This window comes from Nocardioides sp. Root1257 (genome assembly GCF_001425175.1).
In the GTDB taxonomy this organism is placed as follows: Bacteria; Actinomycetota; Actinomycetes; order Propionibacteriales; family Nocardioidaceae; genus Nocardioides.
Window position 1 is genome coordinate 45,510 of sequence record NZ_LMDV01000001.1, and the last position, 13,568, is coordinate 59,077.

General features: G+C 72.8%; 14 protein-coding genes. 9 read left to right on the forward strand and 5 right to left on the reverse strand.

Annotated features, from left to right (window positions below; all coding sequences use genetic code 11):
- Positions 1-46: 46 nt before the first annotated feature.
- The 4 genes from ASC77_RS00200 (at position 47) to ASC77_RS00215 (ending at position 3,460) form a co-directional block, all read left to right on the forward strand.
- Positions 47-1,792 carry an arylsulfatase gene (locus ASC77_RS00200; RefSeq protein ID WP_056147295.1) on the forward strand — a complete coding sequence of 582 codons (1,746 nt, stop codon included), beginning with the start codon at positions 47-49 and terminating at the stop codon, positions 1,790-1,792.
- The gene (locus ASC77_RS00205) at positions 1,789-2,343 is read left to right on the forward strand and encodes a LamG domain-containing protein (protein ID WP_056147297.1); all 555 of its coding nucleotides are present in this window, start codon (positions 1,789-1,791) and stop codon (positions 2,341-2,343) included. The genes ASC77_RS00200 and ASC77_RS00205 overlap by 4 nt, the downstream gene beginning before the upstream one ends.
- 234 nt (positions 2,344-2,577) lie before the next feature.
- Complete coding sequence (locus tag ASC77_RS00210; protein ID WP_056793366.1) at positions 2,578-2,997, forward strand: hypothetical protein; 420 nt, start codon at positions 2,578-2,580, stop codon at positions 2,995-2,997.
- A 61-nt stretch (positions 2,998-3,058) separates the two neighbouring features.
- The gene (locus tag ASC77_RS00215; RefSeq protein ID WP_056147304.1) at positions 3,059-3,460 is read left to right on the forward strand and encodes a hypothetical protein; all 402 of its coding nucleotides are present in this window, start codon (positions 3,059-3,061) and stop codon (positions 3,458-3,460) included.
- Between the two features lie 18 nt (positions 3,461-3,478).
- Here the strand turns inward: ASC77_RS00215 and ASC77_RS00220 are convergent, their stop codons facing one another.
- Positions 3,479-4,090 (reverse strand): helix-turn-helix domain-containing protein, encoded by a 612-nt coding sequence (locus ASC77_RS00220; RefSeq protein ID WP_056147307.1) that lies wholly within the window; start codon positions 4,088-4,090, stop codon positions 3,479-3,481.
- Positions 4,091-4,169: 79 nt separating this feature from the next.
- Here ASC77_RS00220 and ASC77_RS27060 point away from each other — a divergent pair, with 79 nt between their 5' ends.
- Both ASC77_RS27060 and ASC77_RS27065 read left to right on the forward strand, forming a co-directional pair.
- Positions 4,170-4,415 carry a hypothetical protein gene (locus ASC77_RS27060; protein ID WP_056147309.1) on the forward strand — a complete coding sequence of 82 codons (246 nt, stop codon included), beginning with the start codon at positions 4,170-4,172 and terminating at the stop codon, positions 4,413-4,415.
- A complete protein-coding gene (locus ASC77_RS27065; protein WP_056147312.1) occupies positions 4,412-5,095 on the forward strand; it encodes a DUF4386 domain-containing protein in 684 nt (227 codons plus the stop codon). The genes ASC77_RS27060 and ASC77_RS27065 overlap by 4 nt, the downstream gene beginning before the upstream one ends.
- Here ASC77_RS27065 and ASC77_RS00235 read toward each other — a convergent pair.
- Together ASC77_RS00235 and ASC77_RS00240 are read right to left on the reverse strand one after the other, a co-directional pair.
- Entirely contained in the window at positions 5,092-5,919 is an 828-nt protein-coding gene (locus tag ASC77_RS00235) for a ribonuclease Z (protein WP_056147315.1), read from the reverse strand. The two genes, ASC77_RS27065 and ASC77_RS00235, sit on opposite strands and share 4 nt — an antisense overlap.
- Entirely contained in the window at positions 5,916-6,563 is a 648-nt protein-coding gene (locus ASC77_RS00240) for a DedA family protein (RefSeq protein WP_056147318.1), read from the reverse strand. Before ASC77_RS00240 ends, ASC77_RS00235 begins: the two co-directional genes overlap by 4 nt.
- A gap of 115 nt (positions 6,564-6,678) precedes the next feature.
- Between ASC77_RS00240 and ASC77_RS00245 the strand changes: the two genes are divergently transcribed.
- Genes ASC77_RS00245 through ASC77_RS00255 form a run of 3 tightly spaced genes read left to right on the forward strand, consistent with a single transcriptional unit; the run spans position 6,679 to position 9,213 of the window.
- The gene (locus ASC77_RS00245; RefSeq protein ID WP_056147321.1) at positions 6,679-7,281 is read left to right on the forward strand and encodes a TetR/AcrR family transcriptional regulator; all 603 of its coding nucleotides are present in this window, start codon (positions 6,679-6,681) and stop codon (positions 7,279-7,281) included.
- 49 nt (positions 7,282-7,330) lie between these two features.
- Entirely contained in the window at positions 7,331-7,957 is a 627-nt protein-coding gene (locus ASC77_RS00250) for a hypothetical protein (protein ID WP_056147324.1), read from the forward strand.
- Positions 7,954-9,213 carry an alkyl sulfatase dimerization domain-containing protein gene (locus ASC77_RS00255; RefSeq protein ID WP_056147328.1) on the forward strand — a complete coding sequence of 420 codons (1,260 nt, stop codon included), beginning with the start codon at positions 7,954-7,956 and terminating at the stop codon, positions 9,211-9,213. Before ASC77_RS00250 ends, ASC77_RS00255 begins: the two co-directional genes overlap by 4 nt.
- Here the strand turns inward: ASC77_RS00255 and ASC77_RS00260 are convergent.
- Both ASC77_RS00260 and ASC77_RS00265 read right to left on the reverse strand, forming a co-directional pair.
- Entirely contained in the window at positions 9,201-11,546 is a 2,346-nt protein-coding gene (locus ASC77_RS00260) for a lysylphosphatidylglycerol synthase domain-containing protein (protein WP_056147331.1), read from the reverse strand. The two genes, ASC77_RS00255 and ASC77_RS00260, sit on opposite strands and share 13 nt — an antisense overlap.
- Complete coding sequence (locus ASC77_RS00265) at positions 11,539-13,557, reverse strand: alkaline phosphatase family protein (protein WP_056147335.1); 2,019 nt, start codon at positions 13,555-13,557, stop codon at positions 11,539-11,541. Before ASC77_RS00265 ends, ASC77_RS00260 begins: the two co-directional genes overlap by 8 nt.
- Between the last annotated feature and the right edge of the window lie 11 nt (positions 13,558-13,568).

The following is a 13,568-nucleotide window of genomic DNA, read 5'->3' on the forward strand; positions in this document are numbered from 1 at the left end:
CTATCATTTGGCACAAGCCTTGCCAATAGTTGCTAGCGTCGCCTCCATGATCGGACGCACGTTCGCGGACTCGGCTCCCACGTTCCCCGAGCCGGAGCGCGCCAGGCCGGGCGCTCCCAACGTCGTGTACGTGCTCTACGACGACCTCGGCTGGTCCGACCTCGGCTGCTTCGGGTCCGAGATCTCGACGCCGACCGCCGACCGGCTGGCCGCCGAGGGACTGCGCTACACCAACTTCCACGTCACCCCGCTGTGCTCGCCCACCCGCGCCTGCCTGCTGACCGGGCGCAACCACCACGCGACCGGCATGGGTCTGCTGCCGAACTTCGCGATGGGCTACCCGGGCTACCGCGGCGAGCTGCACCACTCCACCGCGACCATCGGCGAGATGGCGCAGTCGCAGGGCTACACGACCCTCGGGGTCGGCAAGTGGCACCTCACGCCGATGAACCAGTTCACCGGTGCCGGCCCCTTCGCGCAGTGGCCCCTGCAGCGCGGCTTCGACCGCTACTACGGCACCCCCGACGGGATGACCAACCAGTGGCGCCCCGACCTGATCGAGGACAACCACTGGACCGAGCAGCCCGACGAGCCCGGCTACCACTTCACCGCCGACATCGTGGACAAGGCGATCGGCTACGTCCACGACCACCGCAACGGCGACGCGACCAAGCCGTTCTTCCTGTACGTCGCGTTCTGCGCGCCGCACTTCCCGCACCACGTGCCGCGCGAGTACGTCGACCGCTACGTGCCGGTCTTCGAGAAGGGCTGGGACGCCACCCGCGAGGACCGGCTCGCCCGTCAGAAGGAGCTCGGCCTGGTCGCGCCGGACACCGAGCTGCCGCCGCGCAACCCCGGCGTGCGGGCCTGGGACGACTACGCCCCGGAGGACCGGGCGGCGATGGTGCGCCTGCAGGCGGCGTACGCCGGGATGGTCGAGCACACCGACGAGCACCTGGGCCGGCTGGTCGCGGCGCTCGAGGAGATGGGCGAGCTCGACAACACGCTCTTCGTGCTGATGAGCGACAACGGCGCCAGCCAGGAGGGCGGCGAGGTCGGGTCAATGAACGCGGTGAAGTTCTTCACCGGGTACGACGCGCCCGACCAGGAGCTGGCCGCGGTGCGTGAGCACCTCGACGAGATCGGCGAGGAGCAGTGGGTCAACACCTACGCGATCGGCTGGTCGATGGCCGGCAACACCCCGCTGAAGCTCTGGAAGCAGGACACGCACGGCGGCGGCGTACGGTCCCCGCTGATCGTGCGCTGGCCCGGCGAGGTCGCCGACCCCGGCGGCATCCGGACCCAGTTCCACCACGCCATCGACCTCACCCCGACCGCGCTCGAGGTCACGGGGATGACGGCGCCCACCTCGGTGAAGGGGGTCGAGCAGCGTCCGCTCGACGGTGAGAGCCTGCGCTACACGTTCGCGTCACCGGACGAGCCGACCCGTCGGACCGTGCAGTACTTCGAGATGAACGGCCAGCGCGCGATCTGGCAGGACGGCTGGAAGGCGGTCGCCCACCACGAGCCGATGCTCAGCCCGGTCCTGGTGCTCACCGGGCAGGCCGCGGCGGTCACCGACTTCGACGCCGACCGCTGGGAGCTCTACCACCTCGACACCGACTGGAACGAGGTTCACGACCTCGCCACCGAGGAGCCCGAGCGGCTCGCCGCGATGGTCGAGCTCTGGTGGCAGGAGGCCGAGCGCAACGACGCGCTGCCGCTCGGCGCCATCATCGGCGGCATGAACGGCCCGATCATCACCGGCCGCTACGACCAAGGGCCGCGATGACCGCGCGCTGGACGCTCTACCCCGGCCCCGGGCGTGTCCCCGACGCCGCGGCACCCGACGTGCGTGGCCGGTCGCACTCGATCTCGGCGTCGGTGCTGCTCCCGGGCCCCGACGACGGGGGAGTGCTCGTCGCCCACGGCGACCGGACGGCCGGGTACGCCCTACGCATCGCCGACGGACACCTCGTCCACCACTACGTGCACGGCGGTGGGCTGACCACCACCGTGTCGAACCGGACGGTCCCGTGGGGGCGGACCGTCCACCTGGAGGTGCGCGTCGACCGCCTCCGCGACCAGCAGCAGGATGACGGGGGGACCGTCATGCTGCTGGTCGACGGAGCCGATGTCGGCTCCGGCACCCTGCCGGTCCTGGCTCGGGCCAGGACCGGCTACACCGGCCTCGACGTCGGCTGCGACCGCGGCCTGACCGTCGGCGGCTACCCGGCACCGGCCCGGTTCACCGGGCGGCTGTCGTCCGTCCTGGTGACGGCCGCGGACGACCAGGTGCTGGACGAGTCCCTCATGTGGGCGATCGCCGACGCGGCTGGGTGAGGCGCGCCCGCGGACCGGCGTGTCTGCGGGTTTCACCGGCTGGCCGCCGAAACCCGCAGTGCTGTCAGCCAGAACCCGCGCGACACGCTGGGGCGGTACGGCGTGTCGTGCGGGTCGTGGCCGACAGGTCGCGCCGTGCCCGCCTCGTGGCGGTGCCGGTGCCGCGCGCTCCGCGTGGTGACGCCGCGGTGCCGGCAGGCCCGCCGATACTGGCGCCCATGACAGACATCCCTCGTGACGCAGGACCGATGGATGACTGATCGAGGCGATCTCCGCGGGTCGGCGACGCGCCTGCAACCGGACCCGGTGCTCAGAAGACTGGCGATCGTGGGCTGGCTGCTCGCGGCGGCTGCGTTGACGCTCGGAGTGACTGCCCTGTGGTTGGCCACCGACAACCCGGAGATCCGCCACACGAGTCGTGGCGACCCCTACCCCTGCCTCGCGCCGTGGAACACCGTTCTCAACGATGCCGACAACCGCCCGGGAGGTGAGCCAGCATCGGACGAGGACGACATCAACGCCCGCTGTCGCGTCGCGGGCGAGGACCGGTTCGACGTGGCCGTGGTGTTCGGGGTCGCGGCGGTCGGCACCGGAGCTGCGGCGATCGGCGTGACTTACGCCCGCGGCCGCCGGGACCGGCGCCTCAGCTGGTGACCGCACCGCGTTGAGCCTGGCTACTCAGGCGACCGGACGCCCGTCAGGACAGGGTGGGCGCATGGAGCTGCCCGAGAACCCGCTGACCAACCCGCGCAGCGTGCGCCGGACCGAGCCGCGACGGCCCTGGCGCTGGTGGGCCTGGACCGGGCTCGTGGTGGCCGCGGTGGTCAACACCGTGGCGATGGCGTTCGTCGCTGTCGTCGAGGCCTGGGCGACGAAGGGGACCTGCAACGACCCGGCCAGTCTCGCGGCGCTGCACGAGGCCCGGACCTACCTCGCGATCATGGTCGTCCTGTCCGTCGTCCCGTGGGTCGTCGCGGCGCTGGTCGCCGCCAGGACCGGCCGTCCGTGGGCGCGCTGGCTGCTGCCGGCGCCCGTCGTCGCGATCGTCCCGGTGCTCGTCCTCGGCAGCGCCCTGCAGGCGACCCCCGCGGACTGGACGGGCGGCTTCTGCTTCTGAGGTCCTGTCCCCATCGGCCTACGACCGCGCCGCGCCGCCGGGGGCCTGAGCCCTCGGGCGGGCGCGGACGTGCATGCGCTCACCCTGGCGGCCGAGGACGGAGAGGACCTCGACCGGGGACTCCCCGGTGCTGCCGAACCAGTGCGGCACGCGGGTGTCGAACTCGGCGACCTCACCGGGGCCGAGGACGAGGTCGTGGTCGCCGATGACGATCCGCAGCCGGCCGGCGATGACGTACATCCACTCGTAGCCCTCGTGGGTCTTCATCTCGACCCGGTTCTTCGACGTCGGGATGACGATCTTCCACACCTGGACGCCACCGGGCTGCCGGGTCAGCGGGATCACGGTGCGGCCGTGGACCTGGTGCGGCTTCAGGTGCACGCGCGGGTCGCCGACCTCGGGCGCGCCCACGAGCTCGTCGAGCGGTACGCCGTACGCCTCGGCCAGCGGGAGCAGCAGCTCGAGGCTCGGGCGGCGCTGGCCGGTCTCGAGCCGGGAGAGCGTGCTCTTCGAGATCCCGGTGCGCTCGGACAGCTCGGCCAGGCTGGTCGACCGCAGGGAGCGCAGTCGCTTCAGGCGCGGGCCCACCTGGTCGAGGGCAGTGGCGATGCGGGCGTTCGGGTCGGCCATGGAGCCATGGAAGCGCGTGCGTCCCGGATTCGGCAACGATCGTTGCCGAGACGGGGATGCGGGCCGCACGCTCGCTGGCATGGACACCAACCCCCGGCCCGTCGGCCCCCCGACCAAGCACCAGCTCGCCCTGATGATCTGGCTGTGCGTGTTCCCGACCCTGACCGTCATCAACCTGACGCTCTCGGACTGGCTGCGCCCCATGTCCCCGGTGCTGCGCACGTTCGTGCTCGCCACCATCGCCGTCCCCGTCGTCATCTACGGACTCATGCCCCAGCTGCACCGGGCGCGGGTCCGGATCCTCACCTCCAGGAGCACCTCGTGAACGCACGTCGCACCGCCCTCCTCGGCGGCCTCGCCTACCTCGCCACCTTCGTCTTCTCGATGCCGGCGGTGCCGCTGCTGCACCCGGCCACCGACGATCCCACCGGCTTCGTCCAGGGCGCCGGCAACGAGACCCAGGTCCTCGTCGGCGGGGTCTTCGAGCTCATCACCGCGCTGGCCTGCGTCGCCACCGCGCTCGCCCTCTACCCGGTGACCCGGAGGGTCAGTCGGACCTCCGCCCTCGGGTTCGTCGCGTCCCGCACGGTGGAGGCCGGCCTGATCCTCGTCGGCGTTGTGAGCATCCTGTCCGTCGTCACGCTGCGCCAGGACTTCGCCGGTACGGCGGACGCCCCGGCCGGGCTGGCCGCCGTCGCACACGGGCTCGTCGACGTACGTGACTGGACCTTCCTCTTCGGTCCCGGCGTCATGCCGGCGTTCAACGCCCTCTTCCTCGCGACGATCCTCTACCGGGCCGGCCTCGTGCCCCGGGTGCTGCCCGTCCTCGGTCTGATCGGGGCACCGATCCTGCTCGCCAAGACGATGGTCGTCACCTTCGGCGGCCTGGACGACTTCTCCGTCGTCGCCGGGCTCTGCGCTCTTCCGATCGCCGCGTGGGAGCTCGGGCTCGGGCTCTGGCTGACGTTCAAGGGCTTCCGGGCGTCGCCCGTGCTCGCGGCCTAGCCGACGCGCACGGTGTGCAGGTCGTCGCCGAGCTCGACGCGGCCGTCGAAGTGCTGGGCGGCGAGCCGGCGCCACTCGTCCTCGGTGCCGGGCACCAGGGCGGGGACGTAGTGGGTGAGCACGAGCGTGCCGACCCCGGCGCGAGCGGCCGTGCGCGCGGCGTCCTCGACGGACGAGTGGTAGTCGAGGATGTCCTGGAGGCGGGGGAGCGGCACCGGCTCGAGCAGGTCGCGCCGGATCGCGGTGATGACGAGGGCGTCGGCGCCCGCGCAGAGCGTGTCGAGCGTCGCGCAGGGGACGGTGTCGCCCGCGACCACGACCGCGGTGCCGCCGTGCTCGATCCGGAAGGCCAGCGTCGGCTCGACCGGACGGTGGTCGGTGGCGTCGACGCGGACGATCACGTCGTCGGCGTCCCAGACCACGCCGGCCGAGACCTCCTGCACATGCACGGGCGGCGGGCCGTTCAGGTCGGCGTGGTGGGTGGTGCGGTAGCCGATGTCGGGCGCGAGCGACTGCAGGATGCCGGCCGTCACGGTCCGGGTCCCAGGAGGCCCGACGACGACCAGCGGCGAGTGCTCGAAGGTCGTGATCCAGCGCGTCGTGACCACGTCGCCGAGGTCGGTGACGTGGTCGCTGTGCAGGTGGGTCAGGAGTACGGCGGTGAGCTGGTTCGGCCCCGAACCCGCGCCGGCAGCGCGCATGACCACGCCCCGGCCGGCGTCGACCAGGAACGTCGCGGAGCCCGCGCGCACCAGGGTGGCCGGCCCCGCCCGATGGGGATCCGGGAGCGGGCTGCCGGTGCCCAGGAGGGTCACCTCGATCATCGGAGCTCCTCCTCGGGGGCCTCCCGCACGTCGGCGGCCGCCCGCCGGCGGCGCCGTCGGACGACGGACAGGACGATCAGCACCACCAGGAGCAGCCCGAGGAGCGGTGCGACGCGCTCGAGGACCGTGTTGACCGTGTCGATGTTGTTGCCGGCCTGGCGCCCGACGACCGTGCAGACGCCGACCCAGAGCGCGGCGCCGGCCATGTTGGCGATCAGGAAGCGGTGCCAGGTCATCTCCGTCAGGCCCGCCACCAGACCATTGGCACGGCGCAGGAGCGGGACGAAGCGGCCGACGACCACGGTGGCCGTGCCGCGGCGCGCGTAGAACGCCTCGACCCGGTCGAGCAGGTCGTGCGTCACCCCGAAGCGGCGTCCCAGGCGGATCGCGAGCGGGCGACCGCCGTACCGGCCGATCGCGAAGGCCCCGCACTCGCCCAGCACGGCCGCGGTCCAGGCGACGACGAGCACGGGGAGCAGGTCGAGGTCGCCCGAGACGGTGTAGATCGCGGCCACGACCAGCGTGGCGTCCCCGGGCACCGGGATGCAGAGGTTGGCGAGGAAGACCATCCCGGCGACGGCGAAGTACCCGTAGTCGTCGATGTAGGGAGCAACGCTCCCGAACACGCCGGGGAGATCGGTCATGGTTGTGGATCATGCCGTACGACGAGGCGTCGGCCATCGCCATTTGGCATGAGATTGCCAAAAGATGTTGCTCGGGCGGTCGCCGCCCGGCCGTGGACGACGTACCCTCTCGCACATGAGCAAGCCCGTGGACGGTCGTACGGCGCGGCGGGGTCGCAACAGCGACGCCGTGCTGGACACGGTCCACGAGATGTTCGTCGAGGGGAACTTCTCGCCCGCCGTCGAGGACGTCGCGGCCCGCTCCGGGGTGTCGCTGCGATCGGTCTACCGCTACTTCGAGGACACCGAGGCGCTGCTGCACCTGGCCATCGAGCGCCGGATCGCGCTGGTCGGTGAGCTCTACGGGCTCGACGGCCTCGGCGACGGGACGCAGGAGGAGCGCGTCCTGGCCCTGGTCAACCAGCGTCTGGTGCTGCACAGCAAGCTGGCTCCCACGATCCGCGCGGCCATGCTCCGCGCGCCGTTCTCGCCCCAGATCGCCGACCAGGTGCGGGCGCGGCGCGACCTGCTCGCCGAGCAGGTCGCGGCCCAGTTCGCCGAGGAGACCCGCGGCCTCGACAAGGCCCACGGCGAGGAGCTCCTGGCGAGCATCGACGCGCTGTGCTCCTTCGAGTCGATGGAGGCCCTGCGGGTCCGTCGCGGCCTGTCGCTGACCCGGACCCGTCGGACGCTGGTCGGCGGCGTGACCGCCCTGCTCGCAGGCGCCGGCTCAATCTAGTGACACAGTCACTGCCACTAGATTAGCCTCCGGGACGAAGGAGGCAGACGTGGCGGCACACACCGAGGAGTCCAGGTACGGCGAGCTGGACCACGCCTACGTCGCCCGGCTCCGTACGCTGCCGGCCGCCGACGACTCGCCGTTCCTGATGCTGAACCTGATGCGCTACCGCGACCTGGCCGACTACCCGGCCGGTCATCCCGACGCCGGCGCCGGCCTGAGCGGCAGGGAGGCCGACGACCGGTACGCGCCGCTCGACATCCTGCACGAGCTCGGGGCCAGGATCGTCCTCTTCGGCGACTGCGTGCCGGGCTCGCACTGGGACCGGGTCGCGGTCGTGCGCTACCCGTCGGTCCGGTCGTTCGTCGACATGCAGGAGCGCCCCGACTTCATCGAGCGGCACGTCCACAAGGACGCCGGCATGCTCGAGACGATCATCGCGGTCTGCCGTCCGGTCGGTGGCTCGACGGACGGCGCCGGGCGCATCGCCGTGGAGCTGCTCGGTCCGGACGCCGCCGTCCCGGAGCCCGGTGCGGGACGCCTCGTCCTCCAGGTGGACGGGACCCCGGTCGGCGACGGCCGGGCCTGGGCGTTCGCCGTCGTCACCGCCGTGCCTCCCGCCCCCGCCACGCCGGACGCGGTCGTGGTCGACGCCCTCATCCAGGAGCTGCCGTGAGCATCATCGACGTCGCCGACGACCTCTGGACCGGCAAGCGCCGGATCGAGGACACCCACCCCTTCTCGCTGTCCGGCGAGGCCGAGGAGATCACCGACGGCGTCGCCTTCGTTCCGGCGTTCGCCAACGTCGCGGCGCTGGCGACCGACGACGGCCTGACCCTGGTGGACACCGGCAGTGCGCCGTTCGCCCAGCACGTCCACGACACGCTGCGGCGCTGGAACACCACCCGCCTGAACACCGCCGTCTTCTCCCACGGCCACATCGACCACGTCTTCGGGGTCGCGCCGTTCGAGGAGGAGGCGCGGGACCGCGGCTGGGCGGCGCCCCGGGTCGTCGCCCACGAGCGGATGCCCGCCCGGTTCGACCGCTACGTCCTGACCGCCGGCTACAACGAGGTCATCAACCAGCGCCAGTTCGGGCTGCCCGACCTGCGCTGGCCGCGCGAGTACCGCTACCCGGACGAGACGTACGCCGACGCCACGTCGCTCACCGTCGGCGGCCTCCGGCTCGACCTCACGCACTGCAAGGGCGAGACCGACGACCACACCTACACGTGGGTCCCGGAGCGCAAGGTGCTCTGCAGCGGTGACCTCTTCATCTGGGCCTCGCCCAACGCCGGCAACCCGCAGAAGGTCCAGCGCTACCCGCGCGAGTGGGCCGCCGGGCTGCGGACGATGGCCGGCCTCGGCGCCGAGGTCCTGCTGCCCGGGCACGGGGTGCCGGTGATCGGGGCCGACCGGATCCGGCAGGCGCTCACCGACAGCGCCGACCTCCTCGACCACCTCCACGACGAGACCGTCGCGATGATGAACGCCGGCGCCCGCCTCGACGAGATCGTGCACACCGTCCGCGGCCCCGAGCACCTGCTGGAGCGGCCCTACCTGCGGCCGGTCTACGACGAGCCGGAGTTCGTCGTACGCAACGTCTGGCGGCTGTACGGCGGCTGGTGGGACGGCGACCCGGCCCACCTGAAGCCCGCTCCGGCCGCCGAGCTCGCCGCCGAGCTGGCGTCGCTCGTCGGCGGCCCGTCCCGGCTGGCCGACCGGGCCCTCGCGCTGCTCGAAGCGGGCGACGAGCGTCTCGCCGGGCACCTCGCCGAGCTCGCGTCGCAGGCGGCGCCCGGCGACCCCGCGATCGCGTCGGTGCGCGCGCAGGTCTTCGCGACCCGCGCGGCCCACGAGGCGTCGACGATGTCGCAGGGCGTCTTCAGCTGGGCGGCGCGGGAGTCCGAGGCGGACGCTCAGTCGATGTAGTCCTCCTTGCGCAGCCAGCGCAGGGCCCACGCGCCGTAGATCGGCGGGAGGTACGACGTCGCAAGTCGTTGGGTGACCGCGACCGCGAACGCGGGGCCGCTGTCCATCCCGACCGCGACCAGGCCGGCCGCGATCGCCGCCTCGGCGACGCCGACGTTGCCGGGCACCGGGATGATCGCGGCGAAGGCGGCGGCGGCCGCGGTCACGAAGAGCGCGGTGCCGTAGGAGATCGACGGCTGCAGCCCCTGGACCATGCAGGCCAGGGCGACCGCGGTGATCATCAGGGACGCGAGGTTGGTGCCGAACAGCCCGAGCGCACGGGCGGGGCTCTCGGTCACCACCCGGAGGGAGTCCCAGGCGCTGCGCACCGCGGTCACGGTGTAGCGGCGCAGCTTCGGCACCACCGCGATGGCGATCGCCGACAGCACCACCGCGACGGCGATGTAGACCAGGATGCGGTCGAGGTTGTCGGGTCCCGAGAGGTCGACGTCGGGCATGTTCGACGCGAGGAGCAGCGCCACGAGCACGACGACCACGTTCGCCATGGTGCCGGCGAAGGAGTCCAGCGCGGTCGCCGTGACCGCGGCCGCAGGCCCCTCGCCGAAGCGACGCAGGAAGGTCGTGTAGAGCGCGACCCGGCCGAGGGTGGCCGAGATCGCGAGCCCGATGGTCTTCACGCCGTACTGCAGCTGCACGAGAGGCCCGAGCGGGAGCCGGGTGCGGACCGTCGACATGGCGGTGCCGGCATCGGCGATCGAGGTGAGCTGCGCGACCACGAGCCCGATCGCGACCCAGGCCCACGTCGCGTTGCGCCAGGTGTCCAGCACGGTCTCCCAGTCGAGCTCGATCAGCATGCTCAGCAGGCCGTACGCCGCCAGCAGGATCAGGCCGGTCTGGAGGAGGTCGCGCCACCGGATCCGGACGATCTCCGCAGGTTCGGGCGCGGGCGCCCCGGTGCGGTCCGAGATCAGCTCGCCGATCCGGGTGAGGGCCGTCTTCAGCTCGGAGCCGGGCATCGACCTCGGCATGGCGGCGCGCTGCAGGTAGGGCTGGGCGGCGGCGACCGCGTCGGCGCCGAGGCCGGCCACGGCCGCGTCGACCGCGCGCTCGGGGCCGACCTGCAGCGACTGGCTGGCCAGCAGGACGGCGACGTCGCGCGCCCGCTGGGCGTCCGTGGCCGCGACGGTGCCCGACGCCCACTCCGAGAGCACCGGGCCGCGCGCCGTCGTCGCGATCCGCTCGAGCGTCAGCTCCCCATGGGTGATGCCGGCCGCGTGCATCCGCGACACCGCACCCCATACGTCGCGCAGCGTGTCGTCGCCGATCGTCTCGGCATCCGCCAACGGGCGTCCCGGACGGCCGAGGACGAGCACCGCGTCGCCGTCCGTCTCGGCAGCCGCGACGACGTCGTCGACGAGGACGCCGGCACGCTCGGCGAGGATCGTCAGCAGCGCCTCGTGCTCGACCAGCTGGAGCCGGGTCGCCCCCGGGGCAGCCTGGTCGCGATAGAGCAGCATCCGCCACCACCGCGACGCGCGGTGGGCGTCGGCGGCGTCGCGACCGTAGACCTTGACCAGCAGGGGGCGGCCCGCCTCCTCGTCGGCGTACAGGATGCGAGCGCCCCACGGCTGGCGCTCGGCGAACCGGAGCCCGGTGACGTCGAGCCCGAGCGCCTCGAGGCTGGCGTCGACCCGGCGCAGGTCGGGGTGGCCGCCCGGGGAGCCGAAGAGCACCAGCGCGGCCCCGGCGCCGGTGATGCCGAGCGCCAGCGCACCCATCACGTCGGTGGGCCCGGCGATGCCGATCGCCCAGGCGGCGAAGCACTGCAGCACGACGATGGCGACGTGAAGGCGCCGGTAGGCGAAGACGACCCAGGGACGCAGCGCGAGCAGCGCGGCCGTGACCATGGCGACCCGGATGGTCGGGAAGCCGTGGGGCGACCCGGACCGCACCGGTCCCGGGTCCAGCTCCGGCAGGCCGGCGCCGGCGAGCCAGGACGCGACGAACGTGCCGCCGATGGCCACGCCCAGGGCGACCACCAGCGTGAGCGGGAGGACACCGCGGCGGGGGAGCGTGAGCACGACCGCCACCGCCACGACGACGACGTAGACCGCGCCGAGCGTGTAGGTCGCGTCGAAGAGCGCGGTCACCCAGCGCGGCAGGTCGTCGGCGACGTGCCGGACCGCGTCGTCGAGGACGCCGCGGTGCTCGGCGGCTCGCACGCTCGCGAGCGCGACGACGACGCCGAGCACGAGCAGGATGACGGCGATCGGGCGTCGGGTCAGGTTGCTGCCCTTGACGAAGAAGCGCGCCCGCGGCGCGAGCTCAGCCACGGAGGTCCTTCCGGTGCCCGACCTGCTCCAGCCAGCCGACCAGCACGCGGTGCAGGGCATCTGCTCCCACGACCATCTCCTCAGGCATCTCGAAGTCGACCGGGTGCACGATCATGCCGCGGTCCTGCCAGCCGCCGAGCCCGCCGTGGCACGCGACCAGGCCCTCGAAGGCCGCGACCTCGTCCATCTCGTCGATCAGGCTGTTCACGTAGATGTCCGGTGCCTCCGGCATCGTGGCCGCGCGGAGCACGAACTGCGGTGCGTGGGGCCCGAACCTCGCCAGGGGATCGACGCCTACGACGACGCTGTCGCGCACGTGGTGCTCGCCGCCGGGGCCGAGGGCCACCGGTCCGTGCTCCACGGTGTGGACGACGGTGAACCCGATGCCCGGGTGCGCCACCAGCCCGGCCACGAGGCCGGGGTAGCGCGCGGTGATCTCGTCGAGGGTCAGGCGCCGCTGCTCGCCGGTCACGTAGATGAGTCCCAGGTTGCCGGACCCGAAGACGAGGAACTGCTCGTCGGGCTTGCGCGCGTCGGGCTCGCGCGTCTCGAACGTGTCGGCGGTGATGCGGTCGGAGGCCCGCTCGAGCGCCCGCCCGACGACGGAGTCGTGGGACGCGTTGCCGGCGACCATGGAGTTGAGCGCGCCGCTGCCCTCGGCGTTCTCGACCGATGCGATCGCGGCGGTGTCGGCGAGGCGGGCGACGAGCGCGGCGAGGTCCTCGCCGTACCGGTCCGCGAAGATGGCGCCCTGCGACTGGCCGTGGTCCGAGAGCACGACGATGTGGTAATTCCGCGGGGCCACCTCGGCCACCGCCTCGATCTGGGCGAGCACGGCGTCGATGCCGGCCAGGGCGTCCAGTGACTCGGGCTGGAGGATCCCCGCGTGGTGGGCCACCGCGTCGTAGTCGACGTAGTCGACGTAGATGCTGCGCCGGCCCTTCAGCATCGCGTCGGCGACCAGCGTCGTGTTGAGGTCGCGGATCACGCCGCTCAGCGCGGCCCGCTCCCCGGCGAACGCCCAGCCACGGTGGACGCGGGGTCGGATGTCGCGGCGCTTGGCCCGGGTCGCCTGGAACCGCTCCCGCACGATCTCGCTCAGTGCACGGGACATGCTCCGGGTGAAGCCGTTGGGACGGGCGAGGTACTCCGACACGGTCCGGCGGGACTCGCGCGTCTCGTTGCCGCGGCCGATCGCGCTCATGGTCGCGTACGCCGTGGTCGCGTCGCCCGTGAAGAGGTTGCTGACCGACACCCCGTCGTCGGCCAGCAGGCCGCGCCCGTCGGAGTGGGAGGCCTCGATCAGTGCGGCGTCGGCGGGCCGGTTGGCGACGTACACCTTGCCGCTGGGGCGGTCGAGCCACCGGAAGGCCGGGATGCCCTCGATGGTGCCGTGCAGGATGCCCATCTGGCTGGCCGGCGTCGTCGCCGGGAGCTTCGGCCGCCACTCGGCCTGGCGGTGGGTGCCGGAGCGGACCCAGCGCGACAGGGTGGGCAGGGTGCCGGCCCGGACGCACCAGTCGAGGACGGGGTAGGGCACCCCGTCGGCCTGGATGAAGACGACCCCGGGCACGTCGGGGTCGTCGAGCGTGACCCGCTTGCGGTGCGCGCGGCGCAGGAGCGAGGCCGTGACGGCGTCGTTGGTGCCGGCGGTGCCCACCCACACGAGCAGGGTGGAGACCGCCGCGACGATCCACGACGCGAGCAGCGCCCAGCCAAGGTCCGCGGCCCCGCCGCCCTGGGGCAGGTAGACGACGACCCACACCGCCAGCGCCTGGCCGAACAGGCCGGCCAGCACGGCGCCGAGCCACCCGAGCAGGACGGCTCCCCGGACCAGCAGGAACCGGAGCACGACCCCGCACGCGGCAATCAGCACCGCGACGACGACGGCCTCCTCCCAGGACCCGATGTCGAAGCCCGGGACCACCCACGACGCCACCACCAGGCCGACCGTCGCGCCGACGAGCGCCAGCAGCGCGCGGCCGAGGTCGCCCAGACGGAGCCGTCCCATGGCGCGAACCT